Source organism: Methylobacterium sp. XJLW (genome assembly GCF_003254375.1).
GTDB lineage: Bacteria > Pseudomonadota > Alphaproteobacteria > Rhizobiales > Beijerinckiaceae > Methylobacterium > Methylobacterium fujisawaense.
In genome coordinates this window covers 2,710,749-2,730,038 of record NZ_CP016429.1, presented here as the reverse complement: position 1 = coordinate 2,730,038, position 19,290 = coordinate 2,710,749, and the positions used below count along the sequence as shown (strand labels likewise).

18 protein-coding genes and 1 tRNA gene are annotated in these 19,290 nt (G+C 70.3%); 13 read left to right on the top strand and 6 right to left on the bottom strand.

Annotated elements, in window-relative coordinates; translation table 11 throughout:
* Window positions 1–13 precede the first annotated feature (13 nt).
* Entirely contained in the window at window positions 14–577 is a 564-nt protein-coding gene (locus A3862_RS12660; RefSeq protein WP_205782340.1) for an iron transporter, read from the bottom strand.
* Window positions 578–930: 353 nt separating this feature from the next.
* Here A3862_RS12660 and A3862_RS12655 point away from each other — a divergent pair, with 353 nt between their 5' ends.
* Complete coding sequence (locus A3862_RS12655) at window positions 931–3,057, top strand: carbohydrate porin (protein ID WP_111473627.1); 2,127 nt, start codon at window positions 931–933, stop codon at window positions 3,055–3,057.
* 34 nt (window positions 3,058–3,091) lie between these two features.
* Here the strand turns inward: A3862_RS12655 and lipB are convergent, their stop codons facing one another.
* A complete protein-coding gene (gene lipB, locus A3862_RS12650) occupies window positions 3,092–3,823 on the bottom strand; it encodes a lipoyl(octanoyl) transferase LipB (protein ID WP_043351352.1) in 732 nt (243 codons plus the stop codon).
* 88 nt (window positions 3,824–3,911) lie between these two features.
* Here lipB and A3862_RS12645 point away from each other — a divergent pair, with 88 nt between their 5' ends.
* From A3862_RS12645 to A3862_RS12635, 3 genes are all read left to right on the top strand, one after another.
* Window positions 3,912–4,217: a FliM/FliN family flagellar motor switch protein gene (locus A3862_RS12645; protein WP_043351350.1), complete on the top strand. Its 306-nt coding sequence runs from the start codon at window positions 3,912–3,914 to the stop codon at window positions 4,215–4,217.
* Window positions 4,218–4,338: 121 nt separating this feature from the next.
* A tRNA-Leu gene (locus A3862_RS12640) sits at window positions 4,339–4,423 on the top strand.
* Window positions 4,424–4,936: 513 nt separating this feature from the next.
* A complete protein-coding gene (locus A3862_RS12635) occupies window positions 4,937–6,487 on the top strand; it encodes a DEAD/DEAH box helicase (RefSeq protein ID WP_043759103.1) in 1,551 nt (516 codons plus the stop codon).
* 319 nt (window positions 6,488–6,806) lie between these two features.
* On the opposite strand, the gene A3862_RS12630 is transcribed toward A3862_RS12635, so the two are convergent.
* Complete coding sequence (locus A3862_RS12630) at window positions 6,807–8,945, bottom strand: molybdopterin-containing oxidoreductase family protein (RefSeq protein ID WP_043759104.1); 2,139 nt, start codon at window positions 8,943–8,945, stop codon at window positions 6,807–6,809.
* Between the two features lie 136 nt (window positions 8,946–9,081).
* Window positions 9,082–10,980 carry a tetratricopeptide repeat protein gene (locus tag A3862_RS12625; protein WP_111473626.1) on the bottom strand — a complete coding sequence of 633 codons (1,899 nt, stop codon included), beginning with the start codon at window positions 10,978–10,980 and terminating at the stop codon, window positions 9,082–9,084.
* Window positions 10,981–11,283: 303 nt separating this feature from the next.
* Between A3862_RS12625 and A3862_RS12620 the strand changes: the two genes are divergently transcribed.
* The 4 genes from A3862_RS12620 to A3862_RS12610 all read left to right on the top strand — a co-directional run bounded on the left by A3862_RS12620 (window position 11,284) and on the right by A3862_RS12610 (window position 12,671).
* Window positions 11,284–11,469 carry a YegP family protein gene (locus A3862_RS12620; RefSeq protein WP_043385745.1) on the top strand — a complete coding sequence of 62 codons (186 nt, stop codon included), beginning with the start codon at window positions 11,284–11,286 and terminating at the stop codon, window positions 11,467–11,469.
* A gap of 166 nt (window positions 11,470–11,635) precedes the next feature.
* Window positions 11,636–11,905, top strand: coding sequence for a hypothetical protein (locus A3862_RS12615; protein WP_043385676.1), 270 nt, complete (start codon window positions 11,636–11,638; stop codon window positions 11,903–11,905).
* 149 nt (window positions 11,906–12,054) lie between these two features.
* Complete coding sequence (locus A3862_RS31510; RefSeq protein ID WP_164706365.1) at window positions 12,055–12,192, top strand: hypothetical protein; 138 nt, start codon at window positions 12,055–12,057, stop codon at window positions 12,190–12,192.
* Between the two features lie 26 nt (window positions 12,193–12,218).
* Window positions 12,219–12,671, top strand: a complete 453-nt coding sequence (locus A3862_RS12610) for an acyl-CoA thioesterase (protein ID WP_051976177.1) — start codon at window positions 12,219–12,221, stop codon at window positions 12,669–12,671.
* Here the strand turns inward: A3862_RS12610 and A3862_RS12605 are convergent.
* The gene (locus A3862_RS12605; protein ID WP_043759105.1) at window positions 12,664–13,203 is read right to left on the bottom strand and encodes a superoxide dismutase family protein; all 540 of its coding nucleotides are present in this window, start codon (window positions 13,201–13,203) and stop codon (window positions 12,664–12,666) included. The two genes, A3862_RS12610 and A3862_RS12605, sit on opposite strands and share 8 nt — an antisense overlap.
* Before the next feature lie 109 nt (window positions 13,204–13,312).
* Between A3862_RS12605 and A3862_RS12600 the strand changes: the two genes are divergently transcribed.
* From A3862_RS12600 to A3862_RS12580, 5 genes are all read left to right on the top strand, one after another.
* Window positions 13,313–14,092, top strand: a complete 780-nt coding sequence (locus tag A3862_RS12600) for a TlyA family RNA methyltransferase (RefSeq protein ID WP_111473625.1) — start codon at window positions 13,313–13,315, stop codon at window positions 14,090–14,092.
* On the top strand, window positions 14,089–15,342 hold the full coding sequence (locus tag A3862_RS12595; protein WP_111473624.1) for a class I SAM-dependent RNA methyltransferase: 1,254 nt from the start codon (window positions 14,089–14,091) through the stop codon (window positions 15,340–15,342). Before A3862_RS12600 ends, A3862_RS12595 begins: the two co-directional genes overlap by 4 nt.
* Window positions 15,343–15,395: 53 nt before the next feature.
* A complete protein-coding gene (locus A3862_RS12590) occupies window positions 15,396–15,668 on the top strand; it encodes a hypothetical protein (RefSeq protein WP_043348336.1) in 273 nt (90 codons plus the stop codon).
* 501 nt (window positions 15,669–16,169) lie between these two features.
* Window positions 16,170–17,174 (top strand): magnesium transporter CorA family protein, encoded by a 1,005-nt coding sequence (locus tag A3862_RS12585; protein ID WP_043348324.1) that lies wholly within the window; start codon window positions 16,170–16,172, stop codon window positions 17,172–17,174.
* A 97-nt stretch (window positions 17,175–17,271) separates the two neighbouring features.
* The gene (locus tag A3862_RS12580) at window positions 17,272–18,957 is read left to right on the top strand and encodes a methyl-accepting chemotaxis protein (protein ID WP_111473623.1); all 1,686 of its coding nucleotides are present in this window, start codon (window positions 17,272–17,274) and stop codon (window positions 18,955–18,957) included.
* A 3-nt stretch (window positions 18,958–18,960) separates the two neighbouring features.
* Here the strand turns inward: A3862_RS12580 and A3862_RS12575 are convergent, their stop codons facing one another.
* Entirely contained in the window at window positions 18,961–19,281 is a 321-nt protein-coding gene (locus A3862_RS12575; protein WP_043759109.1) for a DMT family transporter, read from the bottom strand.
* Window positions 19,282–19,290 lie beyond the last annotated feature (9 nt).

Sequence of the window (19,290 nt, the reverse complement as noted above, 5' to 3'; positions counted from 1 at the left end):
AGCTCCGGCAAATTCAGTAGGCGCCCTTCTTGCCGACACCGGCGAAGGTGAAATCCTGGGTGACCGCGAAGGGCTCGAACCACGGACCGACCCCTGTCTCCTTGTCCACGTGGCGACCGAAATGGCTGTCCTTGCCCGGGGGCGCGACCATTACTTTGAGGCGATAGCGGCCGGGGCCGAACAGCTTGACGTTATCGCCGTAATGCGGCCCGTCATTGGCGACCATCGGCATCAGCACCCCCGACACCGTCTGGTCGGTGGGCTTGTCGCCATCGAGCTTCACCGCCTCGAACCGGACGTCGAGGGCCGGCACCCAATCCCCCTCGGCGAAGCCGTTGCGGTTGTCCTTGGCGGCGCGGATATCGGTTTCGAGGTGGATGTCCGACTTGGCGGCCTCGCGCATCATGCCGGGAGGATCCATCTCGATCGGCTGGAGATAGACGGCGGCGACCTCCAGGCCGTTCTGCGTCACATGCGGACCGATCGGCACTTCCTTGGCCGTCGCGGGGCCCGCGAAGGCGAGGAGCGAGGCCGCGGCGAGGCCGCGGAGAAGCGGAGTGATGGGCGACGCATGCATGCGGTCGCACATAATCCACCCCGCTCGAAGTTCAAACTGGAATCGCATCGATCTCAAATAATAACAATTCTAATCTGAGACCACCTTGGGGAGCCATGATCGTATTCGCATGTCTTTCCGGCACCGTGACGCGGTCATTGCAAAAGCTCACGGAGATGTTCGCTATACGATGACCCTCTGCATCTTGACCGAGACGGCGGGACCGGGATTGTCATTCCACTGCCATGCCGAGCATCGAGGATGGCGGGCGGAACGGAGATGACTTGCGAGGCGGCCTGTGGCGAGAAGGCGCACCCTGGCTTGCGCGATGCCAAAGACCGTTTTAGCAAGTGCTATACTTTTTTGTGAGTCGGATGAGAACCCGTTCCGTGCCCCTGGTCCGCACCGCAGCCCTCATTCTGACGACGCCCCTTCTCGTCCCGGTCGCCGCGCGGGCGGCCGACTTCGCCGCGCCGCGCCCCGACGCCACCCGGCCGACCTACACCGACTGGTCGGGCGGCTATGTTGGCCTCGAGGGCAGCGCCGGCGGATCCTACGGGGCCTACAATTTCGGTCCGACGACGATCGGCGGCCGGCCGATCCCGGCCTTCAAGAGCGGCGATTCCACGGGCCGCAGTGACCAGGGGCGCAACGCCACCACGGCCGTGGGCGGCGTGTTCGGCGGCTGGACCTGGCAGGCCGGGCCGTGGGTCTACGGCATCGAAGCGAATCTCGATCTGGCGAATCTGAAGCGTCCGGTCCCCGCGACCGTCGCGGGGTTCGGCTACGCGGATGCGGATCCGGCCTTCAACGTCGTGCGCGCCAAGACGAATCTCTACGGCGCCCTGCGTGCCCGACTCGGCTACAGCTTCGATCGCTATCTGATCTACGGCACCTTCGGGCTCACCGGTGCGAACGCCCGGTTTCTCGCCAGCTATCCGGATCTCGACACGGGCGGCCAGACCACCGCGCAGCGGGAATTGGGCTATGTCGGCTTCACCCTGGGCGCGGGCGTGCAATACGCCATCACTGACAGCCTCGCCCTGGGCATCGACTACCGCTACATCGATCTCGGCGGCAGCCGGCGCTTCCCGCTGGGCGTGGTGCCCGGCGACACGGGTGGACCGGTCACGACCCGGGCGAGCTTCACCTCCAACCAGCTGTTCGCACGGCTGATGTGGTTTCCGGGCGGCTTGAAGGTGCCGCCGGACCCGGACGAGACCGCTCCGCACGACCCCGACAACGGCGATACCGGCCGCTTCTCGCTGCACGGGCAGACGACCCTGATCGCGCAGGCCGTGCCCGGCTTCCGCTCGCCCTACGAGGGCGCGCAGAGCCTGATCCCCCATCAGGCCCGGCAGACCACCACGGCGACGATCTTCCTCGGCCTCAAGCTCACCGACAGCACCGAGATCTACTACAACCCCGAATTCAGCCAGGGCTTCGGCCTTTCGCGGACGCTGGGCGTCGCCGGCTTCGTCAACGGCGAGGCGCAGAAGGCGGGCGCCCCGTTCCCGAAGCTGCGCTCGAACCGCTACTACGTGAAGCAGACCTTCGGGCTGGGCGGCGAGACCGTGGATGTGCCGGACGGTCCGAACCAGGTGGCCACCCGCTACGATGCCGAGCGGATCACGCTGATCGCCGGCAAGTTCGCGCTGGGCGACTTCTTCGACGGCAACATCTACGCGCACGACCCGCGCGTGGACTTCTTCAACTGGTCGCTCTGGGGCGCCTCGGCCTGGGACTTCCCGGCGAACCTCCCGGGCTTCACGCAGGGCGTCTACGCCGAGTACAACCGGCCGGAATTCGCCATCCGCGCAGCCTACACGCAGGTGCCCAAGGAGCCGTCGAGCGACGTGCTCGACCCGCGGGTGTTCCGGCGTGCGGGGCTGAACGTCGAGTTCGAGGAGCGCCACGTCCTCCCGTGGCTGGAGCAGCCCGGCAAGATCCGAATCGGCCTGTTCTCGAATGTCGGTGTCTCGGCCAACAACCGCGACGTGGTCACCCTGACGCAGCTCGGCCTGTTCGACGACATCAACGACGCCGTCGCGGCGACAAGGCGCCCCCGCCGCAAGACCGGCGGCTTCATCAACCTGGAGCAGGGGCTGACGCCGGAACTCGGGCTGTTCGCCCGGGCGAGCCTGAACGACGGGCGCACCGAGAACATCTCCTTCACCGACATCGACCGGAGCTTCTCCGGAGGCCTGTCGCTGAAGGGCAAGGCCTGGGACCGGCCCGACGACACGATCGGCATCGGCGCCGCGATGAACGGGCTCTCGCCCTCACACCGGGCCGCCTTCGCGGCCGGCTACCTCGGCCTGCTGATCGGCGACGGGCGGCTGAATTACGGCACCGAGCGCGCGCTGGAGACCTACTACGCCCTGAACCTCACGAAATTCGTCACCCTGACCTTCGACTACCAGTTCATCGACAATCCCGGATACAATCGCGACCGCGGCCCCGCGCATTTCTTCGCCTCGCGGTTGCACGCGGATTTCTGATCGGCGCGGCCGGAGGCATCGGCGGCATGCCCGATCAGTCCGCCGCCTCGGTCACGGTGGCCCCGAAGAGCGCCTCGAAGGCGGCGCGGAGCTGCATGTCGACCTCCGGCAGGCTCACGGGCAGGCCGAGATCGACGAGGCTCGTCACCCCGTGCTCCCGGACGCCGCACGGCACGATCCCGTCGAAATGCGCGAGATCGGGCTCGACGTTCAGGCTGATGCCGTGGAAGCTGACCCAGCGGCGCACCCGGATCCCGATCGCCGCGATCTTGTCCTCGACGCGAGGCCCCTTCTCGGGCCGGCGTACCCAGACGCCGACCCGATCCTCCCGGCGCTCGGCGCGGACATTGAAGGCGGCGAGCGTCTCGATCAGCCACGCCTCCAGGCTCGCCACATAGGCGCGCAGGTCGCGGCTGCGCCGGTCGAGGTCGAGCATCACGTAGGCGACCCGCTGGCCGGGGCCGTGATAGGTGTATTGCCCGCCCCGGCCCGTGGCGTGGACCGGGAAGCGGTCCGGTGCCACCAGATCCTCCGGTCGGGCCGAAGTCCCGGCCGTGTAGAGCGGCGGGTGCTCCAGCAGCCAGACGCATTCGGGCGCCGCGCCGCGGGCGATCGCCTCCACACGCGCCTCCATCCAGGCGAGGGCGGCCGCGTAGCCCACGGGCGCGTCGCTCACGCGCCAGCCCACCGGGCCGGCGACCGGATCTGCGCCGGGTCGCTTCGGGAAGGCGTGCGGGCGGACCGTGAGGCGGGGCGCGTTTACCAAGAGTTCATCATCCTGCGTCGATGGTCGCAGCCTTCAACATTCGCGGCCGGCGCTGGCAAGGACCGGCCGTGAGACAGGATGGCGGCTGGTGGCGATCTTCGAGACCCTGAAGGTCGATCTGACAGTGGTGCTGGGCCGCGCCCGCATGCCGCTGCACATGCTGCTGCGCATGGGCCGCGGCGCCGTGATCGAGCTGGAAGCCAGCGACAGCGACATGGTCGAGATCCTGGCCAACGACCACCCGATCGCCCGCGGGCAGATCGTGGTGACCGGCGACCGCATCTCCGTCGAGGTGACCGAGCTGATCCGCAAGGCGGCCTCGATCGTGGAGCCCGGCATCAGCATCGGCGACGGCGCGGCGCCTTTCCTGGAGGGCGGCTACGATTCCCCGTGAGCGAGGCGCTTGTCGGCGGCGGAACGATCTGTTATCCGCTGCGCCGCGCGATACGAAAGCGGCCCCGGGTTCTCCCGCGGCGCGCGACGGTCGGGCAAACGGACCGATCTTCGCGTCCGATGCGGCCATGGCGGAATTGGTAGACGCGCTAGCTTGAGGTGCTAGTCCCGAGAGGGGTGGAGGTTCGAGTCCTCTTGGCCGCACCACATTGTTTCGGTTGCCCCGGATCTGCGGCAGCCCGGATGTGGTGCAAGACAGGGCGGTGCGCCGCCGATTGCGACACAACATCAGAGTAAGCCGATCCGCTCTGCGGAACCGAGGCCCGGTCCCGATCGACCGAAAGCTCGGGCGCCCTGGCGCTGCGGGAGGCGGAGGGCCATGCCCGGATCGCCGGCCGTGTTCGCGGGCTCGACGGAGCACTGGTACCGGTCCGCGTGGCCCTCGGCCTGATCGCGCCGCAACCCGGCCCTGCATTGACTTCGCAGTCGCACAGCCGCATATCGGCGCTGCAGCGTCAGCGGCCGTCATGGCCCGCTTGAGGGGGCTGCGTGACGGATCGGGCGCCTTCCCGGCGTGATCCGGCCCCCCTCTTCATAACGTGCATGCACCCGGGCCGCCCCATCACGCGGGCTGCCCCCTGCCAACGGACCGGCCCCAACACGGCATCGATCGCGTGCGACGCGAGGCGCCCGGCCGGCCCTGCTGCATCGGATACATCCTTGACCCAATTCACCGATTTCGGCCTCGCCCAGCCCGTGCTGCGGGCGCTCAGCGAGGCCGGCTACGTCGCGCCGACCCCGATCCAGGCCCAGGCGATCCCGCCCGCCATGGAAGGCCGCGACCTCTGCGGCATCGCCCAGACCGGCACCGGCAAGACCGCGGCCTTCGCGCTGCCGATCCTGCACCGCCTCTCGCTCTCGGACCGCCGCGCGCCGCGCCGCGGCTGCCGGGTGCTGGTGCTCTCGCCCACCCGCGAGCTCGCCAACCAGATCGCCGAATCCTTCTCGGATTACGGCCGTCACCTGTCCTTCACCAACACGGTGGTGTTCGGCGGCGTCACCATCAGCCGGCAGGAGCGCGCCCTGGCGCCGGGCGTCGACATCCTCGTCGCCACCCCCGGCCGGCTGATCGACCTGATCGAGCGTCGCTCACTGATCCTCGACGGCGTGGAGATCCTCGTCCTCGACGAAGCCGATCAGATGCTCGACCTCGGCTTCATCCACGCCCTCAAGCGCATCGTGAAGATGCTGCCCGAGAAGCGCCAGAGCCTGTTCTTCTCGGCGACCATGCCGAAGAATATCGCCGGCCTCGCGGCGCAGTATCTCACCGATCCGGTCCAGGTCGCGGTGACGCCCGTCGCCACCACGGCGGAGCGGGTCGACCAGCAGGTGATCTTCGTCCACACCGGCGCCAAGCAGGCGCTGCTCGGCCACATCTTGCGCGATCCGGCGATCGAACGCGTCCTGGTCTTCACCCGCACCAAGCACGGCGCCGACCGCGTCGTCCGCGGGCTCGACAAGGTCGGCATCGCGGCGGCGGCCATCCACGGCAACAAGAGCCAGCCGCAGCGCGAGCGGGCGCTGGCGTCCTTCAAGGACGGCTCCTGCCGGGTTCTGGTCGCCACCGACATCGCGGCCCGCGGCATCGACGTCGAGGGCGTGAGCCACGTGGTCAATTTCGACCTGCCGAACGTGCCGGAGAGCTACGTCCACCGGATCGGCCGCACCGCCCGGGCCGGCGCGGACGGGCTCGCCATCTCGTTCTGCAACGACGAGGAGAAGGCCTACCTGCGCGACATCGAGCGGGTGACCCGGCAGAAGGTGCCGGTGGCGGGCTTCCCCGAGGGCTTCACCCCGCCGTCCCGCCAGGAGGCGGCCGAGATCGCCCGCGAGGAGGAGCGCCGGCCCGAACGGCAGCAGCAGCGTCCCGGCGGCGGCCGCCAGGGTCAGCGGCCCCGGCAGTCGCAGGGCCGTCCCCAGCAGGGTCGGCCGGAGGGTGGCCGCGGCTTCGGCGGTCCCGGCCAGGGTGCGCCCCGGCAGGGCCGGCCCCAGGAGGGCCGGGCCGACGCCCGCGGCGACGGGCGGGGTCATGCCCCGCAGGGCCGCGACGTCCGCGCCGACCGGCCGGCACGACCGCAGGGCGAGCGCCCCAACCAGGGCCGTCCGAACCGCGACGCCCGGCCCCAGCGGGCCGATGCCCGGCCGCGCAGCGGCGGGGGCGGCGGCGAGGGTCGCAGCATCGGCTGGCTGGAGCGGGCGCCCCGCTCCTGAGCGTCACATTCGAGCCGCCCGGGACGGATCCGTCCCGGGCGGCTTTCCATTTCAGCGCAGGCCGCGGCCGCGAAGCCGCGCCGCGCGGCGATCAGTTTCCCCCTGACGCCCGTGACCATGCCTCGGGCCCTTGCGGCCCCGCACGCGGCGAGGGCGCCGCCGGCCGGATGGCGGGCGGGGACGCCCCGCGACCCCGTCTCCCCATGAGGGCTCCGCTGTCCCCGCGCGCGCAGCGACGCACGCCAGCCGGCACCACATCCCCGGCTGTGACGCTGCCCCGGCTCCCGTCGCTGCGCGCGGTTCCCATCACAGGACTCGGTCAGTTCGCCCGCGAGACCTCGACGAGGTTGTCGGAGAACGAGGGGGCGTGGCCCATATCGGTGAAGGCCGCCGACGAGATGCTGTTGACTGTCCCCTCGTTGAGCTGGCGCCAGTAGCCGAGGGTCGCCACCACGATTCCGTGCGTGACGTCGTCGGTGACGCGCGCGACGCCCTTGAAGGCGCCCCGGGCATTGGCGACCTGGACGCGGTCGCCGTCGACGATGCCCCGGGACTCGGCATCGGTCGGGCTGATCATCACGAACTGCTCGCCCTGGCCCTTCTGCTTGTCCGCCATGTTGGCGTAGCAGGAATTCAGGAAGTAGTGGCTCTTGGGCGAGACGATGTTGAGCGGGTAGCGCTTGGCCAGCTCCGGATCGTTCGCGTGCGATTCCCGCGCACCGACATAGTCGGGCAGCGGGTCGAGGGGTTCGCCGGGCTGGAAGCCCTCGTACATCTGCCGGAACGGCGGCGCGACGAAGTTCGTGGCGCCCTCGATCTTGAGCATGCACTTGCCGGTATCGGTCGGGAAGTTGCCCTCCCGGTGCGGGGCGCGGTCGTCCGGCGTGCCCACCTTCAGGCGGGCGAAGCCATGCGCGCGCATGTAGGCGAGGTCGATCCCCGCGCAGGCGGGCGAGGCCCAGTCGACGTAGTGCTCCAGGCACTCCGCGTCCGACCATTTGAAGTTCTCTTCCTCGAAGCCGAACCGGGCGGCGAGCCTGCGGAAGATCTCGTTGTTGGGGATCGCCTCGCCGGGCGCCTCCGCGCACTTGGTGTTGTAGGTGAGGTAGAGGTGGCCCCAGGAGAGGATCATGTCCTCCATCTCGGCGCCCATCGCGGCCGGAAGCAGGATGTCGGCGTAGGCGGCCGTGTCCGAGATGAAGTGCTCGGCCGAGACCATGAACAGGTCCTCCCGCATCAGGCCCGCGACGATCTTGTCGGTCTCGGGGGCCTGCGTCACCGGGTTCGAGTTCCAGCACATCATCGACATGATCGGCGGGTCGAGCTTCAGCTCCCCGGTGAGCGCGCGGCCGATCTGCAGGTTCGAGACGACCCGGGTGCCCTCCGGGATCAGGTCGGGCCGGCACATGACGTCGAACTTGTAGGGATGCTCCCAGACCGGGAACTGCGTGACGCCGCCGCCGACATGGCGCCACGCACCGGTGAGCGCCGGGATGCAGGTGACCGCCCGGATGGTCTGGCCGCCGCCGAAATGCCGCTCCAGCGCCACGCCCATGCGGATGCCCACCGGCTGGGCCGTCGCCATCTCGTGGGCGAGCCTGCGGATGTCGGCCGCCGGGACGCCCGTGATGGATTCCGCCCATTCCGGCGTGCGCGGGGCGGCCCGCTCCTTCAGATCGGCGAAGCCGATCGTGTGGTTGTCGACGTAGTCCTGGTCGACGAGGCCCTGCGCGATGATCGAGTTGATCAGCGCCATGGCGAGGGCGCCGTCGGTGCCGGGCTTCGGGGCGATGTGCCAATCGGCGGCCTTGGCGGTGCGCGACGCGTAGGCGTCGATGACGACGACCTTGGCGCCCTTTTTCTGCGCGTCCTTCACGATCGCCCAGTGGTGGAGGTTCGTGCTGACGGAGTTGCAGGCCCAGATGACGATGTACTTGGAGTGGATGTAGCTCTCCGGATCGAGGCCGGCGGTCGGCCCGACGGTGAGGAGCCAGGCCGTGCACGAGCCCTCGCCGCAGAAGGTCCGCTCGGTCACGGTGGCGCCCAGGCGGTTGAAGAAGGCGTCGCCGCCGTTCAGCCCGTGCACGAGGCCCTGGTTGCCGAGATAGCTGTAGGGGGCGATGGCCTGCGGCCCGTACTGGTCGATAATCGCCGTCCAGCGGCTGACGATCTCGTCGAGCGCCTCGTCCCAGGTGATGCGCGCGAATTGCTTGGAGCCCTTCGGGCCGACGCGCTTCATCGGGTAGAGCACCCGGTCCGGATGATAGTGGCGCTTCTCGTAATCCTTCAGCTTCACGCAGAGGCCGCCCCGGGTCATCGGGTGGTCCGGGTTGCCGCGCACGCTCAGAAGCTCGCCGCCCTTCACCTCGAACAGCATGGAGCAGGTGTCGGGACAATCATGCGGACAGGCGCCGTAGAAGACCTCTGAGACGGCCTCGGCCTGGACGATCTCGTTCATCGTTTCCTCCCTGACCCCGCAGGCGTCTCGTTATTATGCGTGTTTCTCGGCGCGGGTCGGGTCCAGCCTATATCGGGAAGAAGAAAAATTCTAATTCGAGCGCGGTGCCCGATCCGCGCCGGGCGGACGCGCGGGGTCAGCCCTCTGGCAGTCCAGCGCGGCGCAGGCCCTCGTAGATGCGTGCCCGCTGGGCCAGGAAGGTCGGATCGGTGGAGGTCAGGCTTCGGTAGCGGGCGAGGGTGTAGCCGGGGCGCAGCCTGAGGAACTCGGCGAGGGAGGCCCGCGCCTCCACATCCCGGCCGAGCCGCGCGAAGGCGCAGGCGAGATAGAGGTGGGGGAAGTCGAAGAGCGGGTTCACCGCCGCCGCGCGGCGCAGCGGCTCGATCGCCTCCTGATCCTGCCCGAGATGGAGCTTGGCCAAGCCGTCCCGGGCGAGCCACGCCCCGAGCAGGGGATCCTTGGGGCTGAGGCGGATGGCGGCGGCGATATCGCGCTCCGTCTCCTCGGCCCGTCCGAGGAAGATCTGGATGAGGCCGCGATAGGCGTAGGCCCGGGCGAAGCTGGGATTCAGGGTGAGCACCCGGTCGAACGCCGCGAGGGCCTCCGCGTAGCGCGATCGGGCGCGCAGGGTCTCCCCGCGCAGGTAATGCGCGAAGGGATGTGTCGGGTCGCCCTGGAGGACCGATGCGATCGCCTGCTCGGCCGTGTCGAGATCCGCCGTCCGCTCGGTCGTCCAGCCGTTCAGCACCTCGTCGACGAGCACCTCGGCGAGCCCCAGGCGCGCATCGACATTGGCCGGATCGAGGCCGAGCGCGCGCTCGAACAGCGGGCGGGCCTGGGCGTGGTTGTCGCGGGCGAAGGGCCGGTTGAGCAGCGCCTGTCCGCGCATGACCAAGTCCACCGCATCCGCCGGCTGGCCCGACCGGGCCTGCGTGGCGGCCTCGAGAAGACGCACGCCGAGGGCGCGGCCGACCTGGGCGACGAGGACGTCCTGCGCGGCGCCGACGGCGGTCCGCGGTCCGTCGTAGCGGTCGGCCCAGAGGGCGGCGCCGGTCTCGGCATCCGTCAGTTGCACGGCGAAGCGCACCTGCTCGCCGCTCTGCCGAAGGCTTCCCTGCACGACGTAGCGGACGCCGAGTTCGCGGCCGACGGCGCGCGGCTCGAGAGGCCGCCCCCTGTAGGCCTGTGCCGTACCGTGCGCGATGACGAAGGTTCCCGGGGCGCGGGCGAGATCGGCGGAGAGATCCTCGGCGAGCTGCTCGGCGAGATAATCCTGGTCTGCTTCGCCGCTCTGGTTCGCCAGGGGCAGGACCACCAGGGACAGCCTCGGGCGCAGAGACTCGCCCGGCCCATCCGTGCGCTCGGATCCGACGAGACGGGGCCAGGTCAGAGCCAGCCCCGCGGCGGCGAGGACCGCGACGGCGCCGAGCGTCGGCCGGAGGGCGGCGCGGGCGCGGCCCGCCCGGATGGCGCGCGACGTCCGCTGGTCGGGGGGCGGCACGGCGTACACGCGCACGGGGCGTGCGATGTTCTTGAGGCGCTGCGGGCCGAGATCGATGAACGGGATTTCCGAGAGACCACGAACCTGCAGGTAGGCGGCTTCCGAAAGCCTCAGGGCGCCGGGCTCGGCGGCGCTCTGCAGACGCGCGGCGATGTTGACGCCGTCGCCGAAAAGATCGCCGTCATGCACCATGATGTCGCCGAGATGGATCCCGATGCGGAGACGGAACTGCGCGGCCTCCCCCTCGGCCTCGGCGAGGGCTCGCTGGATCGCCACCGCACAGCAGACGGCATCCATGACCGAGGCGAACTCGGCCAGCACGCTGTCCCCGGCCGTGTTGGCGATCCGTCCGTGACGGGCCGCGATCATCCGGTCGACGATCCGCCGCGTGGCCTGGAGGGCGCGCATGGCGCCGCTCTCGTCGGCATGCATCGCCTTCGAATAGCCGGCGATGTCGGCGGCGAAGATCGCGGCCAGCCGGCGTTCCGGAACCGACCATTCCGATGCGCTGGACAGTGCCCTGTTCTCGCTCATCGCGATCCGTTCACGCCACGGCGACCCGGCAAGCCCGACCGTGGCCGCGTGATTCGCCACCCGCAGCGATGCAGCCGAATACTGCTTTGATCCAATGATGTCGAGCGAGCTCAGGCATTCGTGCGCGTAAAACAAGGAATCAAACCGGATCCGAGTCCGTCGCCGGGACTTCTCGAGCGTCGCGCAGCGGATGGCCCTTCCTCGACCGTCGCCCGACAGGACGGCCGCTCCGGCGCAGGCAGATCCTTTTATTGGCCGCGCCGTGCCCCCATTTCTGCCGACGGACGAATGGGGGCCTGCATCATGCGGTTCGAACTCTATCGGGACGCCAAGGGTGAATGGCGCTGGCGCCTCCGGGCGCGCAACGGCGAGGTGATCGCCGAATCCGGCGAAGGCTATAGCCGCCGCGAGGATTGCGAGCACGGCATCGCCCTCGTGCGCCAAAGCGCTGAGGCCCGCATCGAGGACATGACGACGAAGATCGCCTGACCCGTCGGGTCTCAACCCGCGATCAACCCTGTCCGAAACGTCGCAGCAGTTATGCTGCAACGCTTCCGCTCGCCTACGCGTTGCAGCGTTTCGGACCGGGCGGAGGGCCCTCGCTTCCCGTGCGGTTCGTCGACCAGGACGTAACCACACGAAGGGAGTCGAGACCGTGCTGAGGAAATTCCTGCTCGCGGCCCTGCTGGTGCTGGGCTTCGCGGCTGCGGCGCCGGAGGGCGCGTCCGCCGCGCCCATCGGCCCGGGGCTGGCCCTGCCCGCCGAAGCCGCGCCGGCAGTAGCCGAGAAGGCCCAGTACTACTACCGCCGCCGCTTCTACGGCCCGCGGCCCTACTGGCGCCGCCCCTATTACCGTCGCCGGTTCTACTACGGCCCGCGGCCGTTCTACCGCCGTCCCTATTACGGCCGCCGGTTCTACTACTGAGCGGTTCTCCGACCTGACCGGCCCGGCGGCTCCCTCGAGCCGCCGGGCTTTTTCATGCGCCGATTCGGGGTGCGCGCGGGCGGCCCTTGCTTTATCGTGCCGAGAACGGGACCGCCGACGGCAGATCGGTGCGCCCGAGAGGAAGCCCGATGAACGATATTGCGCAACGCGCCGAGCCTGCGGCGGCGACGCCGGACCTCTGGCAATCCATCCCGCTCGAATGCATCCTGAGTGCGGTCGCCGTGCTGCTGGCGGCGGGTCTCAAGCTCGCCGGCCTGATGTCCTGACGGCGCAGACGGGGCGGATGGACGGCATGCAGCACGTCACACTCTCACCGGCCGGAAGCGCGACACCGCCCGTGGAGGTCGATCTGCCCAAGGGCGACCTCACGGTGCGCACCATCGCCATGCCGGCCGACACCAATGCCAACGGCGACATCTTCGGCGGCTGGGTGCTCTCGCAGATGGACCAAGCCGGTGGCATCGCGGGGGTGGACCGGGCGCAGGGCCGCGTGGTCACCGTGGCGCTCGAATCCATGACCTTCATCCGGCCGGTCCGGGTCGGCGACGTGCTGTGCGTCTATACCCGGGTGGCGCATGTCGGCCGGACCTCGATGAAGATCGAAGTCGAGGCCTGGGCGCGGCGCTTCTGCACCCAGGTTCGCGAGCGGGTCACGCAGGCCACGTTCACCTTCGTGGCCATCGACGAGGCCGGCCGCCCGCGGCCGATCCCGCCGGCGGTGCCCTCGCCCTCCGCGACTACTTGATCACCCCGCAGGCGATCCGGTCGCCGGCGCCGCCGATCGGCTGGCTGGTGTGGTCGTCCTCGTTGGCGTGAATGATCAGCGCCGCGCCGTCACCATCCTTGAGGCCGCCCTCGCCGTTCAGCGGCGTCTCGCTCGAGACCTCGGCATTGGCCGAGCCGTCCTGCGCGGCGTAGAGGTTCGGCAGATCGCCCTCGTCGGGCCCCTCGGCGTTGAGCAGCCCGTGCTTGCTCTGGTCGTGGTTCACGTGGGCCTTCGAGTTCATGAACTTCGGATCCGAGCAGTCGCCCACGGCATGGAAATGCATCCCGTGCCAGCCGGGCGGCAGACCACCGGGCTGGATCGTCACACGCAGGACCAGGGCATTCGCCCCGTCGCGGATCGACAGGGCGCCGATCGCGTCGCCCTTGGCGTTCTTGATCGGCGCCGTGTAGGTCTCTGCCGGTTTGGCGGCCTCCTTCGGAGGCTCCTGCGCCAGGGCGGCGCCGGCGGCGACGGTCCCGAGCAATGCGAGCAGCGGCAGGGTGCGGGTCATACGGTGGCTCTCCTCTCCGGCCCGGTCTAGTTAGGGAGCGCGCCGGCCTTCGACAGGGCGGCGGCCCGAAACCTCCGTCGCAGATCTGCCGGGACCGCACGAAGCCCTGATGACCCGAGACCGGCCTATCCCGGACCGCGCGCCGCCCACGGACGATCCGTCCCCGCGTCGCGCCGACCTGTTCCTCGTGGCGCACGGCCACTTCGAGAGCCGGGCCCGGGCCCAGGCCGCGATCCGCGCCGGGCTCGTGCGGGTCGACGGGCGCCCGCTCGCGCGCCCCTCGGACACGATCGCCCCGGGGGCACGGGTCGAGGCGGAATCCGAGCATCCCTACGCCTCCCGCGGCGGCATGAAGCTCGCCGCCGCCCTGGATGCGTTCGGCCTCGACCCGGCCGGCCGTACCGGCCTCGACGTCGGCGCCTCGACGGGCGGCTTTACCGACGTGCTGCTGGCCCGCGGCGCCCGCCACGTCCACGCGCTGGATGTGGGCCGGGGGCAATTGCATCCGCGCCTCGCCGGGGATCCGCGGGTGACCAACCGGGAGGGGACCGACATCCGCGCCCTCGACCCGGACGCCCTCGTCCCGCGCCCCGATCTCGCCAGCGTGGACGTGAGCTTCATCGGTCTGCGCCTCGTCCTGCCGGTCCTGCCGCCGCTGCTCGCCCCGGGAGCGGAGGTCGTCGCGCTGATCAAGCCGCAATTCGAGGTCGGGCGCGGGCGGGTCGGCCGCGGCGGCCTCGTGCGCGACCCGGCGGTCCACGCAGAAGTCTGCGCGGCCATCCGCAAAACCCTGGAGGCGCTCGGCGCCGAAATCCTGGGCCTCATCGACTCGCCGGTGCCGGGCGGCGACGGCAATGCCGAGTTCCTGATCGGTGCGAGGTTGCCGTGAGCGAGACAGCCGACATCGAGACAGTCACGATCCGCGACCTCGGCGCCCGCGGCGACGGGATCGCCGAGGATGGGATCCTCGTGCCCTACACCTTGCCCGGGGAACGCGCGGAAATCCGCCGGGAGGCGCGGCGCGGCGACCTCATCGCCGTCACGCAGGCCTCCCCCGACCGGGTCGCGCCGTTCTGCCCGTACTACATGCGCTGCGGCGGCTGCCGCACCCAGCACCTCGCGCGGCCCGCGGAACTCGCCTGGAAGCGCGGCCTCGTCGCGCAGGCCCTGTCCCAGGCCCGCCTCGACGTGGCCCCTGCCCCGATCATCGACGCGCACGGGACCGGGCGTCGCCGCCTCACCCTGCACGTGCGGGAGATCGATGGCCGTGCCGAGGCCGGGCTGATGGCGGCGCGCAGCCACGCGCTGGTCCCGATCGACCATTGCCCGATCACCGTGCCGGCGCTGCACGCGGCGCCCGCGGTGGCGCGCCGCCTCGCCGCCCCCCTGGGCCATGGGCGCAAACCCCTCGACGTGGCCGTTACCGCCACCGACCAGGGCCTGGACGTCGATCTGCGCGGCCACGGCCCGGTGAGTGCCGGCGTGGGCACCGCGCTGGTGCGGATCGCCGGCGAACTCGGCCTCGCCCGCCTCTCCCTCCACGGCGAGCGGCTCATGGAGGCCGAGCCGGTCTCGGTCACCGCCGACGCGATCCGCCTCTACCCGGCGCCCGGCGGATTCCTGCAGGCGACCGCCGCCGGACAGGCGACGCTCTGCGATCTCACCCTGACGGCCCTCGGCCCCCGTGTCCGACGTGTCGCCGACCTGTTCGCGGGCTGCGGGCCGTTGAGCCTGGCGATCGCCCGGACGGCCGCCGTTCACGCCGTCGAGTCCGACGCCGCCGCCCTGGCCGGGCTCGAACGATCCGCGCGCATGGCCTCGGGCCTGCGCAGGATCACCACCGAGCGCCGCGACCTGTTCCGGCGGCCCCTGCTCCCCCTCGAACTCGAGGCCTTCGATGCGGTGGTGTTCGACCCGCCCCGGGCCGGCGCGGAGGCCCAGGCCCGCCAGCTCGCCGCCGCGCGCGTGCCCCTCGTGATCGGCGTCGCCTGCGACGCCGGCACCTTCGCCCGGGATGCGGCGACGCTGGTTGCCGGCGGCTACCGGCTGGAGGCCGTCACGCCGGTGGACCAGTTCCGCCATTCGGGCCATGTTGAGATGGTTGGCGTGTTCCGACGCGAGCCGGCGCGGCGCCGATGAGGCAAGCAACCCGCAGTGAAGTTCGGCGTTCTCTCGAAGACTGGAGAGGTTCCATGAGCCGAGGATATTTTCGTCTCGCAGGTCTGGCCGCGCTGAGTCTCACCCTCTCGGCTCCCCTCGCGGCACAGACGGTCGCGCCCGATCAGACGGGCACCGGCGGCGGCCCGGCCTCGACGATCACGGCGCCGAACACCAACAGCCTCGGCGTCACCAAGCCGCCGGGCACGTCGCTCGGGGCCGCCGAAGTGCCGTCCCGCACGGAGGAGCGGCGCGAGCGCGCCCTGACCGATCGGATCGAACGCAGCATCTGCGACGGCTGCAACTGAGCCTGGGTCCGGGGCACTCGCTCGCGGTCGGCGGACCTTGCCGCCGCAGGGTCGTCCTGGGCCGGGCGGCAGGCGACCATGGCCGCCAGAGTGAGCCCGGCTCGCCGGACGCGGGGACGATGCCACCCGGACCGAGCAGGCGCCTCTCCGGGCGGCGATGGCCGAATTCGGCGGGATCGCCCAGACGACGGTCGGCTGACGGCGCCCAGGCCGGAGCGACCGGTCGCGCCCGCGGCGGTCCATGAGACGATCCATGAGACGGCGCGCGACCGCTCCGTCACTCCTATTCAGCGCCCTTTCGACGCCAAGGCCCTCGGCGAGGCGGCGACCGGCCCCGCAGCGACCGACCCCGAGCTGTTCCGAGGGATTGGGCCGCGATGTCACGGAAGCGTCAGAAAACAGCGCCACATCCCCGGCACAGCTTGCATCGATCGTCGCGGTGCCGGATGCGGGCTGCGGCCCTGCGCTGTCCCGTGACCGATCCGTATCCGAGACCTGCTCGTGATCTTCATCCACCAGCCCGCCATCGGCGCCGGGGCCACGCTGCTTGAACGCCGCGTCATCGATCTCCAGGACACGATCCCCGAAGACACCGTCTGGCTCGACCTGATCCGCCCGAGCCGCGAGGAGGAGCTGAAGGTCGAGGCCTTCGCCGGCATCGAGGTGCCGACCCGCGAGGAGATGAAGGACATCGAGCCCTCGGAGCTGCTCTACGTGGAAGACGGCGCCCGCTACATGACCGGGCGCGTGCTCTCGAAGGTCAGCGATGCCGAGGAGCCGGGGCTCGCCGGCATCACCTTCATCCTGCGCGGCAACCGGCTCGTCACCGTGCGCCACGAGGAGCCGCAGGCCTTCCGCATGTACACGCAGCGCGCCGGGCGCTCGATGGGCAACGGCAGCGCGTCGGCCACCTCGGGCGAGACCATCCTGGCCGGGCTGATCGAGGCGGTGATCGACCGGGCCGCCGACGTGCTCCAGCTCCAGGGCGAACGCATCGACCGCCTGTCGGGCAAGATCTTCGAAGTGCAGGAGGATCCGTCCGCCCGCAACACCGCCCTCCAGGACACGTTACGCGCCCTCGGCCGGCACGGCGATCTCATCTCCAAGCAGCGGGAGAGCCTCGTCTCCATGGAGCGTATTCTGCTCTCGCTGTCGGCGACCTACCGGACCAACAAGGCCCCGCGCGATCTGCGCGAGGATGTCCGCTCCACCCTGCGGGATCTGCAATCCCTCGAGGAGCATGCCACCTTCCTGTCCACGAAAATTCAATTTTTGCTCGACGCAACACTCGGTCTTGTCAATCTTGAACAGAACAACATCATCAAGCTGTTCTCGGTCATGGCGGTCGTCTTCATGCCGCCGACGCTGATCGCGTCGATCTATGGCATGAATTTTAAAGCCATACCCGAACTAGATTTCTCATTCGGATACCCGATGGCGCTGGTCATGATGGTCGTCGCAGCGGTATTCCCTTACTTTTTCTTTCGCTGGAAGAAGTGGCTTTAACGGCGAAGTCTGCTCCAGGACCGGAAAAATATTAAGGTCTCTGCGGGAGTATGGTGAGACCTTTAGGCGCGGCATGGCCGCGATGACGGAACCTCCCATGCGTTTCTCCCTCAAGACGGTTCTCGCCGGTGCGATCGGCCTGCTTGCCCTCGCCGCCGTCGGCCAGGGAATCGCCAGTGTCGTGAGCCTGTCGGAGATCGAGCGCAACGCCGCGGCGATCTCCCAGCAGGCCCTGCCCACGCAGAACCAGGCCGAGGCCATCGGGACGGCCGTGCGGGACGCCCGCCTGCGGCTCTACCGGCTGGTGGTGGCCTCGCCCGACGCTGCAGCCCTGGACAAGAACCAGACCGCGCTGACCGACACCCTCGGCGAGCTTTCCGGCCTCCGTCAGGCTTACCAGGAGCGCCTGACGGGTTCCCAGGACCGGGAGATCTACGAGCGCTTCACCACCGCCTGGAACGCCTACCAGAACGTGCAGCTACAGGTGGTCGAGCTGATGATCGCAGGCGATCAGCCGGGCGCGCTCGCGCTGGTGCTGGACCCCGCGACGGGTGCGCAGAACGATGCCGCGGTGGCGAGCCTGACCGAGTCCATCGCCTCTGCCCGGGCACAGACCGCGGCCAATGTCGCCGTGACCGTGCAGGCGGCGACGCGCGCCAAGCTGATCGCGATGGCCGCCACCGTGGTGGGCCTCGTGGTCGCCGCCGCCGCGATGCTGTTCGCCCTGTTCGGGATCGCGCGCCCGATCGAGCGCATGACCGGGGCGATGGGCCGCCTCGCCCAGGGCGACGAGAGCGTGCCAGTCCCGCACACCGGGCGCCGCGACGAGATCGGCGCGATGGCGGCGGCCGTACAGGTCTTCAAGGACAACCTGATCCACACCCGCGCCCTGGAGCGGGAGACGGCCCAGGCCCGGGAGGGCGCCGAGGCGCAGCGCCGGCGGGCCGTTCACGCCATGGCCGAGTCCTTCGAGGCCGCGGTCGGCGGCGTGCTGACGCGGGTGGCGGACGCCGCCCTCGGCCTGCGGGCCGAGGCCGAGGCGATGACCAGCACGGCCACGCACACGGCCGAGCGCTCGGCCACGGTGGCGGGGGCCGCGCAGGAGGCCGCCCAGCATGTCGGCACCGTCGCGGCGGCCGCGGAGGAACTCGGCGCCTCGGTGCAGGAGATCGGCCGCCAGGTGGACGGGTCTGCCGAACTCGCCCGGAGCGCGGTGGTCCAGGCCGGCGCCACCGCCGGCCTCGTACAGGACTTGAGCACGGCGGCGGGCCGGATCGGCGATGTCGTGCGCCTCATCACCGACATTGCAGGCCAGACGAACCTGCTGGCGCTCAACGCCACGATCGAGGCGGCCCGCGCCGGCGACGCGGGACGCGGCTTCGCGGTGGTCGCCAGCGAGGTGAAGCAGCTCGCCGCCCAGACCGCCAAGGCCACCGAGGAGATTGCCGGTCAGGTCGGCCGGATCCAGGGCGCCACCGGACAGACCGTGGACGCCATCGACGGCATCGCATCCCGCATCCGCGAGATCGACGGCGTGGCGACCTCGATCGCGGCCGCCGTCGAGCAGCAGGGCGCGGCGACCCGGGAGATCGCCAGGAACGTCGCCGAGGCCGCATCCGGAACCGGCGCGGTCACCGGGACGATCGACGCAGTGGCGCGGGCGGCCGACGACACGGGCTCGGCCGCCACACGGATGCTCGCCTCGGCGACAAGCCTCTCGGAAGAGACCGCCGAGCTGCGGCGGGAGATCGACGGCTTCCTGCACACCGTGCGCGCGGCCTGACGCTCAGCCGGGGCTCGAAAGCTTCATCAGGACGAGCCCGGACCCGATCAGGCCGGCCGCGAGGATCCGGCTGGCGCTCGCCTGCTCGCCGAGCACGGCGATGCCGACCAGGAAGGCGCCGACCGCGCCGATGCCGGTCCAGATCGTGTAGGCGGTTCCCAGGGGCAACGTGCGCATCGCCAGCGCCAGGAAGCCGACACTGCCGGCCATCGACACGGCCATGATCGCGGTCGGCCAGAAGCGCGTGAAGCCGTCCGACTGCTTCATCGCGTAGGCCCAGACGACCTCGAGAACGCCCGCGATGACGAGAAAGATCCAGGCCATGGCGGCCCT